22 protein-coding genes are annotated in these 20,815 nt (G+C 73.0%); 17 read left to right on the top strand and 5 right to left on the bottom strand.

The genetic code is table 11. The features are described 5' to 3' along the window. Positions 1 to 98 precede the first annotated feature (98 nt). The 13 genes from ACWGJO_RS14200 (at position 99) to ACWGJO_RS14260 (ending at position 12,131) form a co-directional block, all read left to right on the top strand. Positions 99 to 3,362, top strand: a complete 3,264-nt coding sequence (locus ACWGJO_RS14200) for a S41 family peptidase (protein WP_452183657.1) — start codon at positions 99 to 101, stop codon at positions 3,360 to 3,362. Between the two features lie 121 nt (positions 3,363 to 3,483). Beyond that, on the top strand, positions 3,484 to 4,230 hold the full coding sequence (locus ACWGJO_RS14205; RefSeq protein WP_452183659.1) for an RDD family protein: 747 nt from the start codon (positions 3,484 to 3,486) through the stop codon (positions 4,228 to 4,230). A gap of 52 nt (positions 4,231 to 4,282) precedes the next feature. Further along, complete coding sequence (locus tag ACWGJO_RS14210; protein WP_359903038.1) at positions 4,283 to 4,636, top strand: histidine triad nucleotide-binding protein; 354 nt, start codon at positions 4,283 to 4,285, stop codon at positions 4,634 to 4,636. Between the two features lie 6 nt (positions 4,637 to 4,642). Then, complete coding sequence (locus ACWGJO_RS14215) at positions 4,643 to 5,566, top strand: ribonuclease Z (RefSeq protein ID WP_359903035.1); 924 nt, start codon at positions 4,643 to 4,645, stop codon at positions 5,564 to 5,566. Positions 5,567 to 5,760: 194 nt separating this feature from the next. Then, positions 5,761 to 6,894, top strand: a complete 1,134-nt coding sequence (locus ACWGJO_RS14220) for a PhoH family protein (protein ID WP_380348012.1) — start codon at positions 5,761 to 5,763, stop codon at positions 6,892 to 6,894. A 14-nt stretch (positions 6,895 to 6,908) separates the two neighbouring features. Further along, positions 6,909 to 7,403, top strand: a complete 495-nt coding sequence (gene ybeY / locus ACWGJO_RS14225) for an rRNA maturation RNase YbeY (RefSeq protein WP_452183662.1) — start codon at positions 6,909 to 6,911, stop codon at positions 7,401 to 7,403. A gap of 19 nt (positions 7,404 to 7,422) precedes the next feature. Further along, entirely contained in the window at positions 7,423 to 8,748 is a 1,326-nt protein-coding gene (locus tag ACWGJO_RS14230) for a hemolysin family protein (RefSeq protein WP_452183664.1), read from the top strand. A 33-nt stretch (positions 8,749 to 8,781) separates the two neighbouring features. After that, complete coding sequence (locus ACWGJO_RS14235; protein ID WP_452183666.1) at positions 8,782 to 9,018, top strand: hypothetical protein; 237 nt, start codon at positions 8,782 to 8,784, stop codon at positions 9,016 to 9,018. A gap of 20 nt (positions 9,019 to 9,038) precedes the next feature. Beyond that, positions 9,039 to 9,596 (top strand): DUF4383 domain-containing protein, encoded by a 558-nt coding sequence (locus ACWGJO_RS14240; protein ID WP_452183668.1) that lies wholly within the window; start codon positions 9,039 to 9,041, stop codon positions 9,594 to 9,596. A 28-nt stretch (positions 9,597 to 9,624) separates the two neighbouring features. Then, entirely contained in the window at positions 9,625 to 9,978 is a 354-nt protein-coding gene (locus tag ACWGJO_RS14245) for a cytidine deaminase (RefSeq protein ID WP_452183669.1), read from the top strand. A gap of 148 nt (positions 9,979 to 10,126) precedes the next feature. Continuing rightward, complete coding sequence (locus ACWGJO_RS14250; protein WP_452183671.1) at positions 10,127 to 10,303, top strand: hypothetical protein; 177 nt, start codon at positions 10,127 to 10,129, stop codon at positions 10,301 to 10,303. A gap of 70 nt (positions 10,304 to 10,373) precedes the next feature. Then, positions 10,374 to 11,303, top strand: a complete 930-nt coding sequence (era, locus tag ACWGJO_RS14255) for a GTPase Era (RefSeq protein WP_387693763.1) — start codon at positions 10,374 to 10,376, stop codon at positions 11,301 to 11,303. A gap of 123 nt (positions 11,304 to 11,426) precedes the next feature. Beyond that, positions 11,427 to 12,131, top strand: coding sequence for an alpha/beta fold hydrolase (locus tag ACWGJO_RS14260; protein ID WP_452183673.1), 705 nt, complete (start codon positions 11,427 to 11,429; stop codon positions 12,129 to 12,131). Positions 12,132 to 12,206: 75 nt separating this feature from the next. On the opposite strand, the gene ACWGJO_RS14265 is transcribed toward ACWGJO_RS14260, so the two are convergent. Then, positions 12,207 to 12,473, bottom strand: a complete 267-nt coding sequence (locus tag ACWGJO_RS14265; protein WP_359903011.1) for a protealysin inhibitor emfourin — start codon at positions 12,471 to 12,473, stop codon at positions 12,207 to 12,209. Between the two features lie 164 nt (positions 12,474 to 12,637). Continuing rightward, positions 12,638 to 13,660 (bottom strand): M4 family metallopeptidase, encoded by a 1,023-nt coding sequence (locus tag ACWGJO_RS14270; protein WP_387693765.1) that lies wholly within the window; start codon positions 13,658 to 13,660, stop codon positions 12,638 to 12,640. A gap of 341 nt (positions 13,661 to 14,001) precedes the next feature. Here ACWGJO_RS14270 and leuA point away from each other — a divergent pair, with 341 nt between their 5' ends. The 4 genes from leuA to ACWGJO_RS14290 all read left to right on the top strand — a co-directional run bounded on the left by leuA (position 14,002) and on the right by ACWGJO_RS14290 (position 18,586). Beyond that, on the top strand, positions 14,002 to 15,798 hold the full coding sequence (gene leuA, locus ACWGJO_RS14275; RefSeq protein WP_359903005.1) for a 2-isopropylmalate synthase: 1,797 nt from the start codon (positions 14,002 to 14,004) through the stop codon (positions 15,796 to 15,798). A gap of 359 nt (positions 15,799 to 16,157) precedes the next feature. Next, the gene (locus tag ACWGJO_RS14280; RefSeq protein ID WP_452183675.1) at positions 16,158 to 16,703 is read left to right on the top strand and encodes a TerB family tellurite resistance protein; all 546 of its coding nucleotides are present in this window, start codon (positions 16,158 to 16,160) and stop codon (positions 16,701 to 16,703) included. A 298-nt stretch (positions 16,704 to 17,001) separates the two neighbouring features. Then, entirely contained in the window at positions 17,002 to 17,748 is a 747-nt protein-coding gene (gene recO, locus ACWGJO_RS14285) for a DNA repair protein RecO (RefSeq protein WP_359903000.1), read from the top strand. Positions 17,749 to 17,752: 4 nt separating this feature from the next. Then, the gene (locus tag ACWGJO_RS14290) at positions 17,753 to 18,586 is read left to right on the top strand and encodes an isoprenyl transferase (RefSeq protein ID WP_359902997.1); all 834 of its coding nucleotides are present in this window, start codon (positions 17,753 to 17,755) and stop codon (positions 18,584 to 18,586) included. Positions 18,587 to 18,675: 89 nt separating this feature from the next. On the opposite strand, the gene ACWGJO_RS14295 is transcribed toward ACWGJO_RS14290, so the two are convergent. From ACWGJO_RS14295 to ACWGJO_RS14305, 3 genes are read right to left on the bottom strand one after another with little or no spacing between them, the layout of a single operon-like run. Further along, positions 18,676 to 19,086, bottom strand: coding sequence for a Fur family transcriptional regulator (locus ACWGJO_RS14295; protein WP_189918013.1), 411 nt, complete (start codon positions 19,084 to 19,086; stop codon positions 18,676 to 18,678). Between the two features lie 35 nt (positions 19,087 to 19,121). Continuing rightward, positions 19,122 to 20,051: a metal ABC transporter permease gene (locus ACWGJO_RS14300; protein ID WP_452183677.1), complete on the bottom strand. Its 930-nt coding sequence runs from the start codon at positions 20,049 to 20,051 to the stop codon at positions 19,122 to 19,124. Next, positions 20,048 to 20,812, bottom strand: coding sequence for a metal ABC transporter ATP-binding protein (locus tag ACWGJO_RS14305; RefSeq protein WP_380348007.1), 765 nt, complete (start codon positions 20,810 to 20,812; stop codon positions 20,048 to 20,050). Before ACWGJO_RS14305 ends, ACWGJO_RS14300 begins: the two co-directional genes overlap by 4 nt. Positions 20,813 to 20,815: the final 3 nt, after the last annotated feature.

A 20,815-nucleotide genomic window follows, 5' to 3' on the forward strand; every position in this document is an offset into this window, starting at 1 on the left:
GGGCGGTTCCCGGGAGGGCGTAACAGCCCTCCGCGGGCGGCGCCGGAAGTCTGGGAAAAACGGCGCGGATCGTACGCGCACCTGCTTAGGCTGGCCGGGTGACGGACTCCCTGAGCACCTCCTCGAACAGCTCGGCGGGCGCCTACCTGCGCCATCCCCACCTGCACGGCGACCTGGTCGCCTTCGTCGCCGAGGACGACCTCTGGCTCGCCCCGCTGGACGGCGGCCGGGCCTGGCGGCTGACGGCGGACCACCTGCCGGTCCACCACCCGAGGTTCTCCCCGGACGGGCGGCACCTCGCCTTCACCTCCACCCGGGACGGCGCGCCCGAGGTGCACGTGGTGCCGGTGGACGGCGGCCCGTCGCGCCGGCTCACCCACTGGGGCAGCCACCAGACCCGGGTGCTCGGCTGGACCGCCGACGGCCGCCCGATCGCCGCCACCGCGGCAGGCGAGGCCAGTTTCCGCCGCACCTGGGCGCACGCCGTGCCGCTGGACGGCGGCGAGCCGCAGCGGCTGCCGTACGGGCCGGTCGGCGGGCTCGCCTTCGAGCCGGGCGGGGACCGGGTGCTGCTGAGCAGCGTCAACGGTCGCGACCCGGCCTGGTGGAAGCGGTACCGGGGCGGGCGGGCCGGCAAGCTGTGGCTGGGCCGGGACGAGTTCGTCCGCGTCCACGCGGAGCTGGACGGGCAGCTGGACTCCCCGCTGTGGGTGGCCGGGCCGGGCGGGCGGGGCGGCCGGATCGCCTTCCTCTCCGACCACGAGGGCGTCGGCGAGCTGTGGTCCAGCGGCCCGGACGGCACCGACCTGCGCCGCCACACCGCCGACCCGGACGGCTTCTACGCCCGCGGCGCCACCACCGACGGCACCCGGGTGGTCCTCCACCGGGCCGGCGACCTCTGGCTGCTGGACGACCTGGACGGCGCCGAGCCGCGCCGGCTGGACGTCCGCCTCGCCGGTCCGCGGGCCGGGCGCCGCCCCCGCCCGGTGCCCGCCGCGCACTGGCTGGACTCCGTCGCCCCCGACCGCACCGGCCGGGGCAGCGCCGTGGTGGTGCGCGGCAGCGTGCACTGGCTGACCCACCGCGAGGGCCCGGCCCGGGTGCTGGACGAGACCCCGGGCGTGCGCGGGCGGCTGGTCCGGGTGGTGCCGGGCGAGGACGGCGCCCAGGGCGTGCTGTGGGTGTCCGACGCCGAGGGCGAGGACGCCCTGGAGTTCGCCCCCGACCTGCACGGCGCCGAGCGCCGCCGGCTGGCCGCCGGGCAGCTCGGCCGGGTCAACTCGCTGGTGGTCTCGCCGGACGGCAAGCAGGCCGCGCTCGGCGTGCACGACGGCCGGGTGCTGCTGGTCTCGCTGGCCGACGGCGCCGTGCACGAGCTGGACCGCAGCGCCGACGGCGAGGCCGGCGGGCCGGCCTTCAGCCCGGATTCGGCCTGGCTGGCCTGGTCGCGCCCGGTGCGCGGGATGGGCCCCCACTCGCTGCGCCAGATCGTGCTGGCCAACCTGGCCACCCGGACGGTCGGCGAGGTCACCCAGCCGCGCTTCGTGGACACCTCGCCCTGCTTCACCGCGGACGGGCGCTACCTGGCCTTCCTGTCGGTGCGCAACTTCGACCCGGTCTACGACGCGCACGTCTTCGACCTGTCCTTCCCGAACGGCTGCCGCCCCTACCTGGTCACGCTGGCCGCCGACACGCCCTCCCCGTTCGGGCCGCAGCGGGCCGGGCGCCCGCTCGGCGGGGAGGAGGACGAGCCGAAGGCCCGGAAGGCGGACGCCGAGGAGGCGGCGGCCGACGCCGCACCGGTGACCAGGGTGGACCTGGACGGCATCGCCGACCGGATCGTCCCCTTCCCGGTCGAGGGCGGCCGTTTCGAGGACCTGGCCGCCGCCAAGGACGGCGTGCTCTGGACCAGGGCCCCGCTGATGGGCGAACTCGGCGACGAGGCCGCCTCGTTGGACGACGACCGGCCCCGCCCGGTGCTGGAGCGCTTCGACCTGAGGAAGCGCCGGGTCGAGCAGCTGGTGCACGGCCTGGACGGCTTCTCGGTCAGCGCGGACGGCACCCGGGCGGCGGTGCTGGACGAGGGCGAGCTGCGGGTCGTCCCGGCCGACCACAAGGGCGGCGACGACGAGGAGACCACCGTCGACCTCGCCCGGCTGCGGGTGACCGTCGACCCGGCCGCCGAGTGGCGGCAGATGTACGCCGAGAACGGCCGGCTGATGCGGGACAACTTCTGGCGCCCCGACCTCTCCGGCGTCGACTGGGACGGGGTGCTGGAGCGTTACCGGCCGCTGGTCGAGCGGGTCGGCTCGCACGACGAACTGGTCGACCTGCTCTGGGAGGTGCACGGCGAACTCGGCACCTCGCACGCCTACGTGATGCCCTACGGCCGGTACACCGAGCCCGCCCGGCGCCAGGGCCTGCTCGGCGCCGACCTGGTCCGGGACGGCGAGCGGTGGCGGATCGCCCGGATCCTGCCCGGGGAGTCCTCCGACCCCAGGGCCCGCTCGCCGCTGGCCGCGCCCGGCGCGGCGGTCCGCCCGGGCGACGCGGTGCTGGCCGTCAACGGCCGCCCGGTGGACCCGGTCACCGGCCCGTCCCCGCTGCTGGCCGGCACGGCGGGCCAGCCGGTCGAGCTGACCGTGGCCGGGAAGGACGGCACCGACCGGCGCCACCCGGTGGTCGTCCCGCTCGCCGACGAGGAGGCGCTGCGCTACCACGACTGGGTGGCCGGTCGGCGGGCCGCGGTGCGCGAGCTGTCCGGCGGGCGGCTGGGCTACCTGCACCTGCCCGACATGCAGACGGCCGGCTGGGCCCAGCTGCACCGCGACCTGAGCAGCGAGATGGCCAGGGAGGGCCTGGTCGTCGACGTCCGGGGGAACCGGGGCGGCCACACCTCGCAGCTGGTGATCGAGAAGCTGGCCCGCCGGATCATCGGCTGGGACGTCATCCGGGACACCGACCACCCGGTGCCCTACCCGGCGGACGCACCGCGCGGTCCGGTGGTCGCGCTCGCCGACGAGTTCACCGGCTCGGACGGCGACGTGGTCAACGCCGCCGTCCAGGCGCTCGGGATCGGCCCGGTGGTCGGCACCCGCACCTGGGGCGGGGTGATCGGCATCGACAGCCGCTACCGGCTGGTCGACGGCACCCTGGTCACCCAGCCCAAGTACGCGCTCTGGCTGGAGAACTACGGCTGGGGCCTGGAGAACCACGGCGTCGACCCGGACGTCGAGGTGCCGTTCGCCCCGCACCACTGGGCGGCCGGCGAGGACCCCCAGCTGGCCGAGGGCGTCCGGCTCGCCCTGGAGCGGCTCGCCGAGACCCCGGCCCGTACGGCGCCGCCGCTGCCCTGGCGGTAGCGGGGCGCCGTCCTCGGAGCGGGAGGCCGTACCGGCCGGCTTCCCGCTGCGGGGTGCGGGGTGCGGGGGCGTGGGTAGGATGCGGGGCTGTTTCTTGATCCACAGCTCACGGGGGAACCACATGGCGCAGGGCTACCCGCCGCCGCAGTACGGCCAGAATCCTTACGCACAGCAGCCGCAGCCCCATCCGCCGGCGCAGCCCTACCAGCAGCCGCCGGCACAGCCGTACCCGCCGCAGCCGTACCCGCCGCAGGGGTACGCCGCGCCGCAGCCGTACCCGCCGGCACAGCCGTACCAGCAGCCGCCGGCGCAGCCGTACCCGCCGCAGGGACACGCCCCGCAGGCGTACCCGCAGCCGTACCCGGACCCCTACCCGCGGAGCGAGCAGCCGCGGCGGGCGCTGCCGCCCTGCCCCAAGGAGGCGGGCGGCGGCCGGCGGTTCCTGGCGATCGTGCTGGACTGGCTGTTCGCGATCGGCCTCGGCTTCGTCGCCGCCAACGCCGCGAGCCGCCCGAGGACCGGGCACGCGGCCGGCCACGCCGTGCAGAGCGGACCGGTGGTGCCCTACTTCGTGGCGCTGCTGGCCGTCGGCCTGGCCGCGTCCTTCCTCAACCAGGTGGTGCTCGCCCGGCTGACCGGCTTCAGCGTCGGCAAGGGGGTCATGGCGATGCGGGTGGTGCGCCGCAAGGGCGTGATGCGGCCCAACACCTGGCGGCTCACCAGGCGCTGGCTGATCGGTTTCGTCATCCTCGCGGTCTCCTTCCTCACCGAGGACTTCGACACGGACGAGGGCGACATCGTCGGCATGCGCTCGGTGCGCTGGAAGCACCTCCAGGAGTACCAGCAGGCCGTCGCCCCGCTCGGCTAGGCTGCGCCCGTACGGCCCCACCACCCGACGTACCGATCCCGAGGAGGGAACCATGGCCGGCGAGCCGCAGCCCGACTGCCTGTTCTGCAAGATCGTGGCGGGCGAGATCCCGGCGACCGTGGTGCGCAAGACCGAGCGCACCCTCGCCTTCCGCGACATCGCTCCCAAGGCGCCCGTGCACGTGCTGGTGGTCCCGCACGCGCACTACCCGAACGCGGCCGCGCTGGCCGCCGCCGAGCCGGAGATCGCCGGCGAACTGCTCGCCGAGGCGGGCGCGGTGGCCAGGGACGAGGGCATCGAGGACTACCGGCTGATCTTCAACACCGGTGCGGGCGCCGGGCAGACCGTCTTCCACGCGCACGTCCACGTGCTCGGCGGGGCGAAGATGACCGAGAGCATGGTCTGAGCGCAGGTGTCCCAGCGCGAACTCGTCGTCCTCGGCACCGCCAGCCAGGTGCCCACCCGGCACCGCAACCACAACGGCTACCTGCTGCGCTGGGACGGCGAGGGCCTGCTGTTCGACCCCGGCGAGGGCACCCAGCGCCAGATGCTGCACGCCGGGGTCACGGCCACCCAGATCACCCGGATCGCCGTCACCCACTTCCACGGGGACCACTGCCTGGGCCTCGCCGGGGTGATCCAGCGGATCAACCTCGACCGGGTCCCGCACCCCGTCGACGTCTACTTCCCGGCCTCCGGCGAGGTCTACTTCGAGCGGCTGCGGCACTCCACCGCCTACCACGAGACGGCCGTGCTGCGGCCCCGGCCGATCGACGAGCCCGGGCCGCTGCCCGCGCCCGGCGCCCGCTTCGCGCTGGACGCCGTCCGGCTGGACCACCCGGTGGAGTCCTTCGGCTACCGGCTGTCCGAGCCGGACGGCCGCCGGCTGGTGCCGCAGCGGCTCGCCGCGCTCGGCGTGCGCGGCCCGGCGGTCGGCCGGCTCCAGCACGAGGGCGCGATCGAGGTGGACGGCCGCACCGTCACGCTGGGCGAGGTCAGCGAGCCGCGGCCGGGCCAGAAGTTCGCCTTCGTGATGGACACCCGCCTGTGCGAGGGCGTGCACACCCTCGCCGAGGGCGCCGACCTGCTGGTCGTCGAGGCGACCTTCACCGACGCCGACGCCCGCCTCGCGGAGGAGCACGGCCACCTCACCGCCGGGCAGGCCGCCAAGGTCGCCGCCGAGGCCGGGGTGCGCACCCTGGTGCTGACCCACTTCTCGCAGCGCTACCCGGACCTCGGCCAGCACCTGGCCGACGCCCGCAAGCACTTCGACGGGGAACTGGTGCTGGCCGCCGACCTCGACCGGGTGCCCGTCCCGGCCCGCCGCCCGTCGTGACCGGCCCGGGAACCGCCGAGCCGCGGCCGGCGGGAAAAATACGCTCGCATCGGCCTCCGATCTGCCGCAGCATCGTCGGGTGCGGCCCCGCCGCCCGCCACGGCGATCACGCTCGCGGCGTACCCTGGTGCCCCGGAGACACCGAGCGGCACCCGAGACCACGGATGGGATGAGGCAGGCCCCAGCGCCGACCTATGAGTGACACATCGCAGACCCGTACCAACGGACAGTCGCGCACCGAACCGGCCGACGACGGCCGCGTCAGCGCCCGGATCGTCATCCCCGAGAAGCACCCGATGGTCACCCTGCTCGGCACCGCGGACTCGCTGCTGCGCGTGATCGAGCAGGGCTTCCCCGCCGCCGACATCCACGTCCGCGGCAACGAGGTGACCGCCACCGGAGCCCGGGCCGAGGTCGCCCTCGTGCAGCGGCTCTTCAACGAGATGATGCTGGTGCTGCGCACCGGCCAGCCCCTGACGGAGGACTCCGTGGAGCGCTCCATCGCCATGCTCCGCAGCCAGGAACAGGACCCGGACAGCCCGGCGCCCTCCCAGGTGTTCACCGCGAACATCCTGTCCAACCGGGGCCGCACGATCCGCCCGAAGACCCTCAACCAGCAGCGCTACGTCGACGCGATCGACAAGCACACGATCGTCTTCGGCCTCGGCCCGGCCGGCACCGGCAAGACCTACCTGGCGATGGCCAAGGCCGTCCAGGCCCTCCAGGCCAAGGAGGTCAACCGGATCATCCTGACCCGCCCGGCGGTCGAGGCGGGGGAGCGGCTGGGCTTCCTGCCCGGCACCCTCTACGAGAAGATCGACCCGTACCTGCGCCCGCTGTACGACGCGCTGCACGACATGATGGACCCGGACTCCATCCCGCGCCTGATGGCGGCCGGCACCATCGAGGTCGCCCCGCTCGCGTACATGCGCGGCCGCACCCTCAACGACGCCTTCATCATCCTCGACGAGGCCCAGAACACCTCGCCCGAGCAGATGAAGATGTTCCTCACCCGCCTCGGGTTCAACTCCCGGGTGGTGGTCACCGGCGACACCAGCCAGATCGACCTCCCGGGCGGCACCCGCAGCGGACTCAAGGTCGTCCAGGAGATCCTGGCCGACGTGCCCGACATCCACTTCTCCGTCCTCACCAGCACCGACGTGGTCCGCCACAAGCTGGTCGGCCGGATCGTGGACGCCTACGAGCGCTGGGACGCCCGGCAGGAGGCCGAGGACGGCTCCCCGGCTCCCCGCAAGCCCGCCCAGCGGCGCCCCGGCAAGGCCACCGCGCCCCGCGCTCCCCGACAGTCCCATCGCACCGAAAGCTGAGCACACAGCCCGTCATGTCGATCGACATCGCCAACGAGTCCGGTTGGGAAGCCGACGAGGAGTCCATCCTCGACGTCGCCCGCTTCGCCCTGGACAAGATGCGGATCCACCCGCAGTCAGAACTGTCCGTGATCCTGGTGGACAGTGCGGCGATGGAGGAGCTGCACATCCAGTGGATGGACCTGCCCGGGCCCACCGACGTGATGTCCTTCCCGATGGACGAGCTGCGTCCCGGCAAGGACGGCGACGAGCTGCCGCAGGGCCTGCTCGGCGACATCGTGCTCTGCCCCGAGGTCGCCGAGCAGCAGGGCCAGGCCGCCCCCTCCAAGCACTCGATGGACGAGGAGCTGCAACTGCTCACCGTGCACGGGGTGCTGCACGTCCTCGGCTACGACCACGAGGAGCCGGAGGAAGAGGAGGAGATGTTCGCCCTCCAGAAGCGCATCCTGGACGACTGGCGGGCAGGCCGCGGCCTCGGCGGCATCTCCCCGGCCCCCACCACCCACTGAGCGCGGAGCCCGAACCCCTGTGAGCGGTGAGAGTACGAGCTTCATCCTCGGTGCCGTGCTGCTCGTCGTGCTCGGCTGGCTGGCCGCGTGCGCCGAGGCGGGCATCTCCCGGGTCTCCCGGTTCCGGGCGGAGGAGGCGGTGCGCAGCGGCCGGCGCGGCTCCGCGCGGCTGCTGACCGTCGCCTCCGACCCGATCCGCTACCTCAACCTGGCCACCCTGATCCGGGTGGCCAGCGAGATGGCGGCGGCCGTCCTGGTCACCGTGGTGTGCGTGCGCAACGTGACGCCCACCTGGCAGGCCGTGCTGCTGGCGTTCGGCGTGATGGTGCTGGTGTCCTTCGTCGCGATGGGGGTCTCGCCGCGCACGATCGGGCGCCAGCACCCGATCACCACCGCGACCGCGGCCTCCTTCGTGCTGCTGCCGCTGGCCGCGGTGCTGGGCCCGATCCCGCGGCTGCTGATCCTGCTCGGCAACGCGCTGACCCCGGGCAAGGGCTACCGGGAGGGTCCGTTCGCCTCGGAGGCGGAGCTGCGGGCCCTGGTGGACCTCGCCGGGAAGGACGACGTGATCGAGGACGAGGAGCGCCGGATGGTGCACTCGGTCTTCGAGCTGGGTGACACCATCGTGCGCGAGGTGATGGTGCCGCGCACCGACCTGGTGATGATCGAGCGGCACAAGACCGTCCGGCAGGCGCTCACCCTGGCGCTGCGCTCCGGCTTCTCGCGCATCCCGGTGGTCGGCGACAACGAGGACGACGTGGTCGGCATCGTCTACCTCAAGGACCTGGTGCGGCGCACCCACATCAACCGGGACGCGGAGTCCGAGGAGGTCGGCGCGGTGATGCGCCCGGCCGTCTTCGTCCCCGACTCCAAGCCGGCCGGCGACCTGCTGCGCGAGATGCAGCAGCGCCGCTCGCACGTGGCGATCGTGATCGACGAGTACGGCGGCACGGCCGGGCTGGTCACCATCGAGGACGTCCTGGAGGAGATCGTCGGCGAGATCACCGACGAGTACGACCGGGAGATCGCCCCGGTGGAGGACCTCGGCGACGGCTCGTACCGGATCACCGCCCGGCTGCTGGTGGAGGACCTGGGCGAGCTGTTCGGCATCGAGCTGGAGGACGAGGACGTCGAGACCGTCGGCGGCCTGCTGGCCAAGCACCTGGGCCGGGTGCCGATTCCCGGCTCGTCCTGCGAGATCCCGCTGCCCGAGCCGGTCGGGGGCGGCCTGACCGGCATCCTGCTGACCGCCGAGTCCTCGGCCGGCCGCCGCAACCGGATCGGCTCCATGGTCGCCGCCCCCGTCCGCCGCACCGAGGACGCCGGGGCCCCGGCGGGCGAGTAGCGGGCGGGCGGTCGCCGAGCGACCATGGAGGGCATGACGCACAAACTTCGCGCGGAGTACGGCCCGCAGGGGGCGGCCGGCGGAGTCAAGTCCTGGCACGTGGTGCGGGACGAGGACCTGTCGGTGGCGCTCTGCGGCCGGGACATACCCGACGACGCCGAGACGCGGCCCGAGGAGGAGTGGGGCACCGGGCTTCGCTGCTGCCAGCAGTGCGGCTCGCTCTACATGCACGAGACCCCGCACATGGAGAAGCTCCATCCCTACAGTTAGGGCGTGCCCTGGAGGTCGCCATGAAGCTGCAAGACTCGCTGAAGCCCGTCGACCGCCGTCTCGCCATGGTGTGGCGGATCGGGGCGGGGGCGGGGGGGATCTTCCTGATCGTCTTCGGGGGCCTGGGGCTGGCCGACCACCCCGGCTTCCTGTCCACCCACGGCGACCAGGTCGCCGGGCTGTCGACCAACGGGGCGCTGGCCATCCTGTCCATCGTGGCGGGCGCGGTGCTGCTGGTGGGGGCGGTGATCGGCGGGAACTTCGCGTCCAACCTCAACATGGCGGTGGGCGTGCTGTTCGTCCTGTCCGGTTTCTACGGCCTGACGGTGCTGGGGCGGCCGGACGCGAACATCCTCAACTTCCGGATGTCGAACGTGCTGTTCGCGTTCATCTTCGGGATCGTCCTGACGACCTTCGGGATGTACGGCCGGGTGAGCAGCCACCTGCCGCACGACAACCCGTTCTGGCGCGAGCGCATCGGGCGCGAGGAGCGCGAGGAGCCGCTGCCCTCCGGGCCGAAGACCTTCGTCAAGGTCCTGCACCCGAACCCGGGGCCGACCCACCCGGTCGGCCACTGAGCGGCGCCGGGTGCCTATGCTCGGCGGCATGAGTGACATCGTCGAGCTCGACCCCGAAGACAAGAAGATCATCACCCTGGCCCGCTCGGCCCGCGCCCGCAACGGCGTCGCCGAGGGGGCCGCGGTGCGTGACGAGACCGGACGCACCTACGTGGCCGGGACGGTCGCGCTGGAGTCGCTGCGGCTGAGCGCCCTCCAGGCGGCGGTGGCGATGGCGGTGGCCAGCGGTGCCAGGTCGCTGGAGGCGGCGGCCGTGGTGAGCGAGGCGGAGCAGCCGGCCGAGGCGGACCTGGCGGCCGTACGGGACCTGGGCGGGGCCGGGACGCCGGTGCTGCTGGCCGGGCCGGACGGGGCGCTGCGGGTGTTCGCCGAGGCGCGCTGAGGCCCGGCGGGGCCCGGTGGGAGGCCTGGGCGGGGCCGCCGGGGGCCCGTGCCCCGGGCCTTCGGCGGCCGTGTCGAGGGGCATGGTCCCGGCCCATCCCCAGCAGATAATCTCACCGGGGGAGTGGATGCGCTGAGGGGGCTGGGGCATGGGGGCGGTGGCGTTCTTCGCCGGGCTGCTGCTGTTCGTGATGGGGCTGGGCAAGTGGCAGGAGACCAAGTCGGAGCTCTGGCTCTTCGGCTCGCTCGGCTTCCTGCTGGTGCTGGTCGTGGTCTCGCTGATCCCCACCGACGGCAAGGACGGGAAGGGCGGGAAGAAGGGCTGAACGCGCCCCCGAACATCCCCGGGGGTGGGCCCGGACGGCGGGGCTCCGGTGATCAGGGAGAATGGAGCCCATGAATGCCCCTTCCTCCTCGTACCGCTCCGGGTTCGCGTGCTTCGTCGGCCGGCCCAACGCGGGCAAGTCGACCCTGACCAACGCCCTGGTGGGGACGAAGGTCGCGATCACCTCCGACCGCCCGCAGACCACCCGGCACACCGTGCGCGGCATCGTGCACCGCCCGGACGCCCAGCTCGTCCTGGTCGACACCCCCGGCCTGCACAAGCCGCGCACCCTGCTCGGCGAACGCCTCAACGACCTGGTCCGCAGCACCTGGGCCGAGGTCGACGTGATCGGCTTCTGCCTGCCCGCCGACCAGAAGATCGGCCCGGGCGACAAGTTCATCGCCAAGGAGATCGCCGGGATCAAGAAGACCCCGAAGGTCGCCATCGTCACCAAGACCGACCTGGTCGACTCCAAGCGCCTGGCCGAGCAGCTGATCGCCATCCACCAGCTCGGCATCGAGTTGGGCTTCGAGTGGGCCGAGATCATCCCGGTCTCCGCCGTGGGCGACAAGCAGGTGGAACTGGTCGCCGACCTTCTCACCAAGCTGCTGCCGGAGGGCGACCAGCTCTACCCGGAGGGCGACCTCACCGACGAGCCCGAGCAGATCATGGTCGCCGAGCTGATCCGCGAGGCCGCGCTGGAGGGCGTGCGCGACGAACTGCCGCACTCGCTGGCCGTGGTGGTCGAGGAGATGCTGCCGCGCGAGGGCCGCCCGGCGGACCGCCCGCTGCTGGACATCCACGCCAACGTCTACATCGAGCGGCAGAGCCAGAAGGCGATCGTGATCGGCGCCAAGGGCTCGCGGCTCAAGCACGTCGGCACCACCGCCCGCAAGCACATCGAGGCGCTGCTCGGCACGCCGGTCTACCTGGACCTGCACGTCAAGGTCGCCAAGGACTGGCAGCGCGACCCCAAGCAGCTGCGCAAGCTCGGCTTCTGAGTCCGGGCTCCGGACCGGCGGGTTCGAGCCGCCGGGAGGCCTTGGGCCCGTTCGGACGTTGTGCGTCCGGGCGGGCCCTCGCCGTGGTCCGGCCGTACGCGACGTCAGAAGGGGCACAGCGCGATGAAGTTGCACACCCGGGAGTGGGGCCGTGGGGACCGGCTGGCCGTGCTGGTGCACGGCATCATGTCCGACCACCGCACCTGGCGGCTGATCGGTCCGGCGCTGGCCGAGCGGGGCTACCGGGTACTCGCGGTGGACCTGCGCGGGCACGGGCGCAGCCCGCGCGGCACCGGCGGGAGCCCGCTGGAGCGCTACCCCCTGGAGGCGTACTCCGACGACCTGGTGGAGAACCTGCCGACCGGCGTCGAGCTCGCGATCGGCCACTCGCTGGGCGGCATCGCGCTGGCGGGCGCGGTCGAACGGCTGGAGCCGGCCCGCGCGGTGTACGTCGATCCGGCCTGGCGGTTCGCCCAGACCGGGATGGACCCGCGGGTGATGGCGGAGCTGAGGCACCTCACCCGGGAGCAGATCGTCGCGCTCAGCCCGAGCTGGGAACCGGACGACGTGGACGCCGAACTCGCCGCCGCGGCCGCCTGGGACGAGGACTCGGCGTGGGCCCTGGCCGACCAGCGCTCGGACCTGCCGACCGGGCCGGCGGTGCCCTCGCTGGCGGTGCTGGCCGACCGCAGCCTGCTGGTGGACGCGTCCAGCGCCCGGGCGCTGCGCGCCCGGGGCTTCGAGGTGCGCACCGTGCCCGGCGCGGGCCACACCGTCCACCGGGACGACCCGGCCGGCTTCCTGGCCGCGCTCGACGGCTGGCTCTGACCCTCCGGGGCCGCCGGGTCCTCCGCGCTCTGCGGGCGGGCCCTGCTGCGCGGCCCCGGTGCCCCGGCCCTGGTGCTACGCGCCCTCGCGCAGCACCAGGGAGATCAGCTCGCGCTGCGAGTCGGTGAGCTTCGGGTCGGCGCAGTACACCGACCGGCCGTCGACGGTGATCTCGTAGTGGAAGCCGTCCGGCACCCCGTACGAGGGCGCGCGCAGCCCGCCCGCGACGGCCTCGCGGGCGAGCGCGTGCACGTGCGGGGCGTCCGTGCGGTCGGCGGTGTCGATCTCCGCCTGGCGGACGAGCCCCGCGAAACCGCCGGTCCGGGTCACCTGGATACGCATGGTGTCCATGGTGCTACGCAGGGAGGGGTTTTGCCGGGCTTTTCCCGGACCGTGACCTTAAGCCCGCCTCAACCCGGTCTCAACCACCCTTCAGGCACGCTCCGGTGGCTCCGGACGGGCTCCTGGGGCTCCGGGCGGGCCCCGCGGGCCGCGCCCCCGGAGGGTCACCCCGGGCTGACCCCGACCTGTGCCCAGGAGGCCGTGACGGTGTCCACGACCGACCGGTCGTCGGGGTAGCGGGCCTTGGCGGCGGCCACGGTGGCCCGGGCGAAGGCGGTGAAGTCGGCGTCGGCGGGCAGCGTGCGCCCGGTCAGCGCGTCGTACCAGATCCGCCCCGCGCGCTCCCAGGCCGAGCCGCCGAGCGCGGTGGCCAGCAGGTAGAACGCGTGGTTGGGGATGCCGGAGTTGATGTGCACCCCGCCGTTGTCCTGGGAGGTGTTCACGTAGTCCCGCATGTGCGCGGGCTGCGGGTCCTTGCCCAGCTGCGGGTCGTCGTAGGCGGTGCCGGGCGCCTTCATCGAGCGCAGCGCCACGCCCTGCACGCCCGGGGCGAGCAGCCCGGCGCCGATCAGCCAGTCGGCGTCGGCGGCGCTCTGGTGCAGCGAGTACTGCTTGACCAGCGAGCCGAAGACGTCGGAGACCGACTCGTTGAGCGCGCCGGGCTGGTCCTGGTAGTCCAGCCCGGCGGTGAACTGGGTGACGCCGTGGGTGAGTTCGTGGCCGATGACGTCGATGCAGGCGGTGAAGTCGCCGAACACCACGTTGTCGCCGTCGCCGAACACCATCTGGTGGCCGTTCCAGAAGGCGTTGTCGTAGTTGCGGCCGTAGTGGACGCTGGCGTCCAGCCGCAGGTTCCGGTCGTCGATCGAGTGCCGGCCGAAGACGTCGGCGTAGAGCGCGAAGGTGGCGCCGAGGCCGTCGTAGGCGTGGTTGACGGAGCTGTCGGAGGACGCGCCGCGGCCCTCGGTGCGCACGCTGCGCCCGGGCAGCCGCTGGCCGTGTCCGGCGTCGTAGATGACCCGGTTGAGGCCGGGGGCGGCGGCGACGGGCGGGGGCGGGGAGAGTCGGGCCGCGCGGTGCGCCGCGTCGAGGGCCAGGGAGTGGACGGCGGGTTCGTGACCGGCCTCGGCGAGGCGGTCCAGGACGTACGGCGGGACGATCGTGCAGATCGGTACTGCTGCAGTCATGTGGCCCAGGGTGAGGCCTCGATGACCGGTTGTCACCACCTTTGGCATGGCCGGTCGATGTCTCAAGGAGTGGAACGGAAGCCCGGATCACTTCGGGGGCGCGCGGCGCTGGGTTACGCTGGGGCCATCATGCGCAACGGGCTGCTTCTTCTTAGCTGCCGCGTCGAGGGCCTGTAGTCCACCGGGCCGGCACCCTCGCCGCGGGGAACGAGCTGTGCGCGCGATCGGCGATCCAATGGTGTATCGCGAGCGGCAGCCGAGGCCGGCCAGTCGGTGTCGACCAGGTGTTGACCCCTCCCGACCCGCCCGCACCACGCATCACAGGAAGCCGAGTCACCTCCATGACCGAGCAGAACTCCGCCGCGTCCGTTCCCGCCGGCCGTCCCTTCGTCGACCGCCCCACCCCGATCACCGCCGCCTCGGTGCGCCAGCGGCCCTCGGGCATGCGGCACGGGCGCTACCTGCCGTTCGGCACCGTCGACCTGGCGGACCGCAGCTGGCCGGAGAAGGTGATCACCAAGGCGCCGCGCTGGCTCTCCACCGATCTGCGGGACGGCAACCAGGCGCTGATCGACCCGATGTCGCCGGCCCGCAAGCGCATGATGTTCGACCTGCTGGTGAAGATGGGCTACAAGGAGATCGAGGTCGGCTTCCCCTCCTCCGGGGCCACCGACCACGCCTTCGTGCGCTCGCTGATCGAGGAGGGGGCGATCCCCGAGGACGTCACCATCTCGGTGCTGACCCAGGCCCGCGAGGAGCTGATCGAGAAGACCGTGGAGTCGCTGGTCGGAGCCCCGCGGGCGACCGTCCACCTGTACAACGCGACCGCGCCGCTGTTCCGCCGGGTGGTGTTCCGCAACGACAGGGCGGCCACCAGGGCGATCGCCACCGAGGGCACCCGGCTGGTGATGGAGTACGCGGAGAAGCTGCTGGGCGACGACACCGTCTTCGGCTACCAGTACTCGCCGGAGATCTTCGTCGACACCGAGCTGGACTTCGCGCTGGAGGTCTGCGAGGCGGTCATGGACGTCTGGCAGCCGGGCGAGGGCCGTGAGATCATCCTGAACCTGCCCGCCACCGTCGAGCGGGCCACCCCGAACGTCCAGGCCGACCAGTTCGAGTGGATGTCGCGCCACCTGTCCCGCCGTGAGTTCGTCTGCCTGTCGGTGCACCCGCACAACGACCGCGGCACCGCCGTCGCCTCCGCCGAGCTGTCCTACATGGCGGGTGCCGACCGCATCGAGGGCTGCCTGTTCGGCCAGGGCGAGCGGACCGGCAACGTCGACCTGGTGACGCTGGGGATGAACCTGTTCTCGCAGGGCATCGACCCGCAGATCGACTTCTCCGACATCGACGAGGTGCGCCGCACCGCCGAGTACTGCAACCAGATGGAGGTGCACCCGCGCCACCCGTACGCCGGCGACCTGGTGTACACCTCCTTCTCCGGCTCGCACCAGGACGCCATCAAGAAGGGCTTCGACGTCCTGGAGGCGGACGCCAGGGCCGCGGGCGTACCGGTGCACGAGCACACCTGGGGCGTGCCGTACCTGCCGATCGACCCGAAGGACGTCGGCCGCACCTACGAGGCGGTCATCCGGGTCAACAGCCAGTCCGGCAAGGGCGGCGTGGCGTATGTGCTGAAGAACGACCACAAGCTGGACCTGCCGCGCCGGATGCAGATCGAGTTCTCCCGGATCATCCAGGCCAAGACCGACGCCGAGGGCGGCGAGGTCAGCCCGGCCGAGATCTGGCGGGTCTTCGAGGACGAGTACCTGCCGACCACCGACAACCCGTGGGGCCGGATCTCGCTGAGCGGTTCGCGCACCCTGACCACCGAGGACGGCCGGGACGCGCTGACCGCCGAGGCCCTGGTGGACGGCGTCCCGACCACCCTGACCGGTACCGGCAACGGCCCGGTCTCGGCCTTCGCCGACGCGCTGGCCCGGATCGGCGTGGACGTGCGCGTCCTGGACTACGCCGAGCACGCGCTGAGCGAGGGCGGCGACGCCCAGGCCGCCGCGTACGTGGAGTGCGCGGTGGACGGCAAGGTGCTGTGGGGCGTGGGCATCGACGGCAACACCGTGCTGGCCTCGCTGAAGGCCATGATCAGCGCCGTCAACCGCTCGCAGCGCGGCTAATTCGAACGGGTGGTGTGCGAAGGGCCGTCCCGCGGGGCGGCCCTTCGCCGTGCCGGCCTGGGGTTGTGTCCTGCGCCACATTTTTTCGAATCGGAAGCCGTTCGAGGTACTGACACGTGCCGGTAACCGTGGCAACATCGATCCACCGGAAAGCCGGGTCGGTGGGACGGCCTCGGTGTCCGGTCGCGTGACCTGCCCATTGTCGAGCAGGCCGCCTGCCATGTCTGGGGAGTGGCGCCGTGACCAGGTTGTGGGGTGTTCGCCCGCGGTGGCGGACTGATGTTCTCGGTGACTTCTTCTGCCCGGGCTGTGGCGGGGACCGCAACTACCGCCGGCAGCACGGCCGGCGGTGGCTGCGGTTGCTGGGGACCCCGGTGGTCCCGCTCGGTCCGGTGATCGGCAGTGTGCAGTGCACCGGCTGCCACGGCCGGTACGGCGTCGAGAGTCTGGAGCAGCCCACCAGCGTGCGCCTCGGCGCGATGCTGCGGGACGCCCAGTACACCATCGCGCTGGCCCTGCTCGCGGCTGGCGGCACCGCCCACCGGGCGGCCCGCGACGCGGCCTGCGCGGCGGTCCGCGAGGCCGGGTTCGAGGACTGCGGCGAGGCCCAGGTGCTGGCCGCGCTCGCCGCGCTCTCCGGGCTCGGCGGCGAACTCCACGACGCCCGGGGGATGTCCGGCGGACTGGCCGTCGAACTGCACGCGGTGCTCGAACCGCTCACCCCGCACCTGGCCCACCACGGCCGCGAGCGGCTGCTGCTGCAGGGCGCGGCGATCGCCCTGGCGGACGGGCGCTACCTGCCGCAGGAGCGCGACGCGCTCGCCGCGGTCGGGGGCTGCCTGGACCTGCCGAAGTCCCGGGTCGGGGCGCTGCTGGAGGCGGCGACCAGGACCCCGTACAAGTAGCACCGCCCGCCCGCCGGCCCGCCCGCAGCGCTGCTCGCCGACCACCTCTCACCGCTCACGATCACCGCTCACGATCACCGCTCACGATCACTGCTCACGATCACCGGCCACCACCACCGCCCGCCGAGCGCCGTCCGGACCTCCGGAACCCGCAGACCATCTCCGAATCCCCCACAACGGGCCTTGGACTCCCCACCCCGGGCCCGCCGTGACCCGCACCGCATGGCCTCCCCCACGGCCGCCGGTGCGGGCAACACGGCTGTCCGGCGCCGGGGGGCGGTGGGGGAGAATGGTCCCCATGAGTCTTTTCCGGGACGACGGCGTCGTGCTGCGGGCGCAGAAGCTCGGCGAGGCCGATCGGATCATCACCCTGCTGACCCGCAAGTACGGCAAGGTGCGGGCGGTGGCGCGCGGGGTGCGGAAGACCAAGTCCAAGTTCGGTGCCCGCCTGGAGCCGTTCTCGCACGTGGACGTGCAGTTCTTCAGCCGGGGGAGTGAGCTGATCGGCCGCGGATTGCCGCTCTGCACCCAGGTGGAGACCATCGCGCCGTACGGCGGCCCGATCGTCGCCGACTACGGCCGCTACACGGCCGGCACCGCGATGCTGGAGACCGCCGAGCGGTTCGCCGAGAACGAGGGCGAGCCGGCCGTCCAGCAGTACCTGCTGCTGGTCGGTGGGCTGCGCACGCTGGCGGCCGGGCTGCACGAGTCGCACCTGGTACTGGACGCCTTCCTGCTGCGCTCGCTCGCGGTGAACGGGTACGGCGCGAGCTTCACCGACTGCGCCAAATGCGGCCTGGAAGGGCCGAACCGTTTCTTCTCCCTCCCCGCGGGCGGGGTGCTCTGCGGGGACTGCCGAGTGCCCGGATGTGCCGTACCCTCCCCTGAGACACTGGTACTGCTCGGGGCGCTGCTGTCAGGGGACTGGCAGACGGCCGACGCCTGCGAGCCGCGGTACTGGCGGGAGGGCAGCGGCCTGGTCGCGGCCTATCTGCAGTGGCACCTGGAGCGGGGCATCCGCTCGATGAGATACGTGGAGAAGTGAGCACATGGCAGCGCGACGGCTCTTCGGCGGCGGCAAGCAGCGGACGTACGTCCCCCCGACCCCGCACCCCAGCGGCGCACAGCCCCCGAAGATCCCCGGCGAGCTGGTCCCCGAGCACGTCGCGATCGTGATGGACGGCAACGGCCGCTGGGCCAAGGAGCGCGGGCTGCCCCGCACCGAGGGCCACAAGGTCGGCGAGTCCGTGGTGCTGGACGTCCTCAAGGGCGCCATCGAGCTCGGTGTCAAGAACATCTCGCTGTACGCGTTCTCCACCGAGAACTGGAAGCGCTCGCCCGACGAGGTGAAGTTCCTGATGAACTTCAACCGGGACGTCATCGCCCGCCGCCGCGACGAGATGGACGCGATGGGCGTGCGGATCCGGTGGGCGGGCCGGATGCCCAAGCTGTGGAAGAGCGTCGTCCAGGAGCTCCAGGTCGCCGAGGAGCAGACCAAGGACAACGACGCCGTCACGCTCTACATGTGCGTCAACTACGGCGGCCGGGCCGAACTCGCCGATGCGGCGCAGGCGATCGCCCAGGACGTCGCGGCCGGGAAGCTCGACCCGAAGAAGGTCAACGAGAAGACCCTGGCCAAGTACATGTACCACCCGGACATGCCGGACGTGGACCTCTTCCTGCGCCCCAGCGGCGAGCAGCGCACCTCCAACTTCCTTCTCTGGCAGTCGGCTTACGCCGAGTTCGTGTTCCAGGACGTGCTCTGGCCGGACTTCGACCGCCGTGACCTGTGGCGCGCCTGCGAGCAGTACGCGATGCGCGACCGGCGCTTCGGCGGGGCGATCCCCAACGAGGTCGGCGCGCCGGTGCCGTCCCAGCGCTGACGGGCGTACGGTCCCCAGGGCCGTGCCGGACGAAAAGGAGAGGACCCGCCGGGATCTGCCCGGCGGGTCCTCTCCTTCGTGTCGGCGGCTCAGGCCTTCTTGGCGCACTCCGCACAGGTCCCGAAGATCTCCAGGGTGTGCGCGATGTCGCTGAAGCCGTGCTCGGCGGCGACCGAGTTGGCCCAGCGCTCCACTGCGGGGCCCTCCACCTCGACGGTCGCGCCGCAGTGCCGGCAGACCAGGTGGTGGTGGTGACCGCTGCTGCACCGGCGGTAGACCGCCTCGCCGTCGGCGGTGCGCAGCACGTCCACCTCACCGGCGTCCGCGAGCGACTGGAGCGTGCGGTAGACCGTGGTCAGACCGACGGAGTCCCCGCGGTGCTTGAGCAGGTCGTGGAGCTCCTGCGCGCTGCGGAAGTCCGCGATCTCGTCCAGGGCTGCCGAGACGGCGGCACGCTGCCGGGTCGAGCGGGCGCGCGGCGACGGGCCTGCGGTGGTCACCGTGGGTCCTCCTGGGGTCGTGGGCGTCTCGCACATCATTGTGCCAGCCCGGCCCGCCGCTCAGGGGTGGTCGTGCCGGACGGCCCGGAGACGGCCTGCCCCGGCAGTTCGACGTCGCACACCTTCGGTCCGTTCTCGCCCGCGCCGCGGTGGCGCCGCCGGGCCAGGGGCGCGGCGAGCAGGCTGAACACCGCGAAGACCGCGATGGCGAGCAGCACGATGGCCGGGCCGGAGGGCACGTCGAGGTGGTAGGAGCCGGTGACGCCGGCCAGCGAGACGACCACGCCGAGCGCGATCGAGGCGGCCTGGGTGGCGGCGAAGGAGCGGGTGAGCTGCTGGGCGGCGACCACCGGGACCACCATCAGCGCGCTGACCAGCAGCAGCCCGACCACCCGCATGGCGACCGTGACGGTGACCGCGGCCATCACCGCGAGCAGCAGGTTGAGGGTGCGCACGGGCACGCCGGTGACCCGGGCGAAGTCCTCGTCCTGGCAGATCGCGAAGAGCTGGCGGCGCAGGCCGACGGTGACCGCGATGACCACCGCGCCGAGCACCGCGATGGTGGCCAGGTCCGCGGGGGCGACGGTGAGGATCGAGCCCCACAGGTAGCTCTCCAGCGAGCCGGCCCCGGCCTGGGCGGACATCGAGACCAGCAGCTTGCCGCAGGCCATGCCGCCGTAGAAGAGCATCGCGAGGGCGATGTCGCCGCGCTGGTTGCCGCGCGAGCGGACCAGCTCCATGGTGACGGCGCCGAGCACGCAGACCAGCACGGCCATCCAGACCGGGCTGGTCTGGAAGATGAAGCCGAGGCCGACGCCGGTCATCGCGACGTGGCCCATGCCGTCGCCCATCAGGGCCTGGCGGCGCTGCACCAGGTAGATGCCGACGGCCGGCGCGGTGATCCCGACCAGGACGGCGGCGAGCAGGGCCCGCTGCATGAAGTCGTAGGACAGCATCTCGGTCATGCGAGCAGCCTCGGCGGGGTCAGGTCGGCGTGCGGGTGGACGTGGTCGTGGCCGGGCAGAGCGTGCAGGCCGGTGTTGGGCACGGGCGGGCCGTCGTGGGCGACGCAGCCGTCCCGCAGCACCACGGCGCGGTCGATCAGCGGTTCCAGCGGTCCGAGTTCGTGCAGCACGAGGAGGACGGAGGCGCCGCGGCCGACCTCGGTGCGCAGGGTGTCGGCGAGCACCTGCTGGCTGGCGGCGTCGACGCCGGCCATCGGCTCGTCCATGATCAGCAGGTCGGGGGAGCCGACCAGGGCACGGGCGATCAGCACCCGCTGCTGCTGGCCGCCGGACAGGTCGGCCACGCCGTCCGAGGCCCGCTCCAGCATGCCGACGGCGGCCAGCGCGCGGTCCACCGCCTCGCGGTCCTTGCGGCGGAAGGGCAGCAGCCGGTGCTGCGGCAGCCGTCCGGTGGAGACCACCTCGCGCACGGTGGCGGGGACGCCGGAGGCGGCGGTGGTGCGCTGCGGGACGTACCCGATCCGGTGCCAGGCGCGGAAGGAGCGGAACGGGGTGCCGAACAGCTCCAGGGTGCCGTGCTCCAGCGGGACGGAGCCGATCACGGCCTTGACGGTGGTCGACTTGCCGGAGCCGTTGGCGCCCAGCAGGGCGACGACCTCTCCGGGCCGGACGGTGAGGTCGACGCCGCGCAGCACCGGCCGGCCGCCGCGCGAGGCGACGGCGTCACGGAGGCGGACGGCCGGGGGTATCGGGTCGGTCATGGT

The organism is Kitasatospora sp. NPDC054795, assembly GCF_053611565.1.

Excerpts from the sequence above, each read along its gene's own strand:
- ACWGJO_RS14205 (WP_452183659.1), top strand. The coding sequence starts at position 3,484 with ATGGCGCAGGGCTACCCGCCGCCGCAGTACGGCCAGAATCCTTACGCA.
- ACWGJO_RS14210 (WP_359903038.1), top strand. The coding sequence starts at position 4,283 with ATGGCCGGCGAGCCGCAGCCCGACTGCCTGTTCTGCAAGATCGTGGCG.
- ACWGJO_RS14220 (WP_380348012.1), top strand. The coding sequence starts at position 5,761 with ATGAGTGACACATCGCAGACCCGTACCAACGGACAGTCGCGCACCGAA.
- ybeY (WP_452183662.1), top strand. The coding sequence starts at position 6,909 with ATGTCGATCGACATCGCCAACGAGTCCGGTTGGGAAGCCGACGAGGAG.
- ACWGJO_RS14235 (WP_452183666.1), top strand. The coding sequence starts at position 8,782 with ATGACGCACAAACTTCGCGCGGAGTACGGCCCGCAGGGGGCGGCCGGC.
- ACWGJO_RS14240 (WP_452183668.1), top strand. The coding sequence starts at position 9,039 with ATGAAGCTGCAAGACTCGCTGAAGCCCGTCGACCGCCGTCTCGCCATG.
- ACWGJO_RS14245 (WP_452183669.1), top strand. The coding sequence starts at position 9,625 with ATGAGTGACATCGTCGAGCTCGACCCCGAAGACAAGAAGATCATCACC.
- ACWGJO_RS14250 (WP_452183671.1), top strand. The coding sequence starts at position 10,127 with ATGGGGGCGGTGGCGTTCTTCGCCGGGCTGCTGCTGTTCGTGATGGGG.
- era (WP_387693763.1), top strand. The coding sequence starts at position 10,374 with ATGAATGCCCCTTCCTCCTCGTACCGCTCCGGGTTCGCGTGCTTCGTC.
- ACWGJO_RS14260 (WP_452183673.1), top strand. The coding sequence starts at position 11,427 with ATGAAGTTGCACACCCGGGAGTGGGGCCGTGGGGACCGGCTGGCCGTG.
- ACWGJO_RS14265 (WP_359903011.1), bottom strand. The coding sequence starts at position 12,473 with ATGCGTATCCAGGTGACCCGGACCGGCGGTTTCGCGGGGCTCGTCCGC.
- ACWGJO_RS14270 (WP_387693765.1), bottom strand. The coding sequence starts at position 13,660 with ATGACTGCAGCAGTACCGATCTGCACGATCGTCCCGCCGTACGTCCTG.
- leuA (WP_359903005.1), top strand. The coding sequence starts at position 14,002 with ATGACCGAGCAGAACTCCGCCGCGTCCGTTCCCGCCGGCCGTCCCTTC.
- recO (WP_359903000.1), top strand. The coding sequence starts at position 17,002 with ATGAGTCTTTTCCGGGACGACGGCGTCGTGCTGCGGGCGCAGAAGCTC.
- ACWGJO_RS14290 (WP_359902997.1), top strand. The coding sequence starts at position 17,753 with ATGGCAGCGCGACGGCTCTTCGGCGGCGGCAAGCAGCGGACGTACGTC.
- ACWGJO_RS14300 (WP_452183677.1), bottom strand. The coding sequence starts at position 20,051 with ATGACCGAGATGCTGTCCTACGACTTCATGCAGCGGGCCCTGCTCGCC.
- ACWGJO_RS14305 (WP_380348007.1), bottom strand. The coding sequence starts at position 20,812 with ATGACCGACCCGATACCCCCGGCCGTCCGCCTCCGTGACGCCGTCGCC.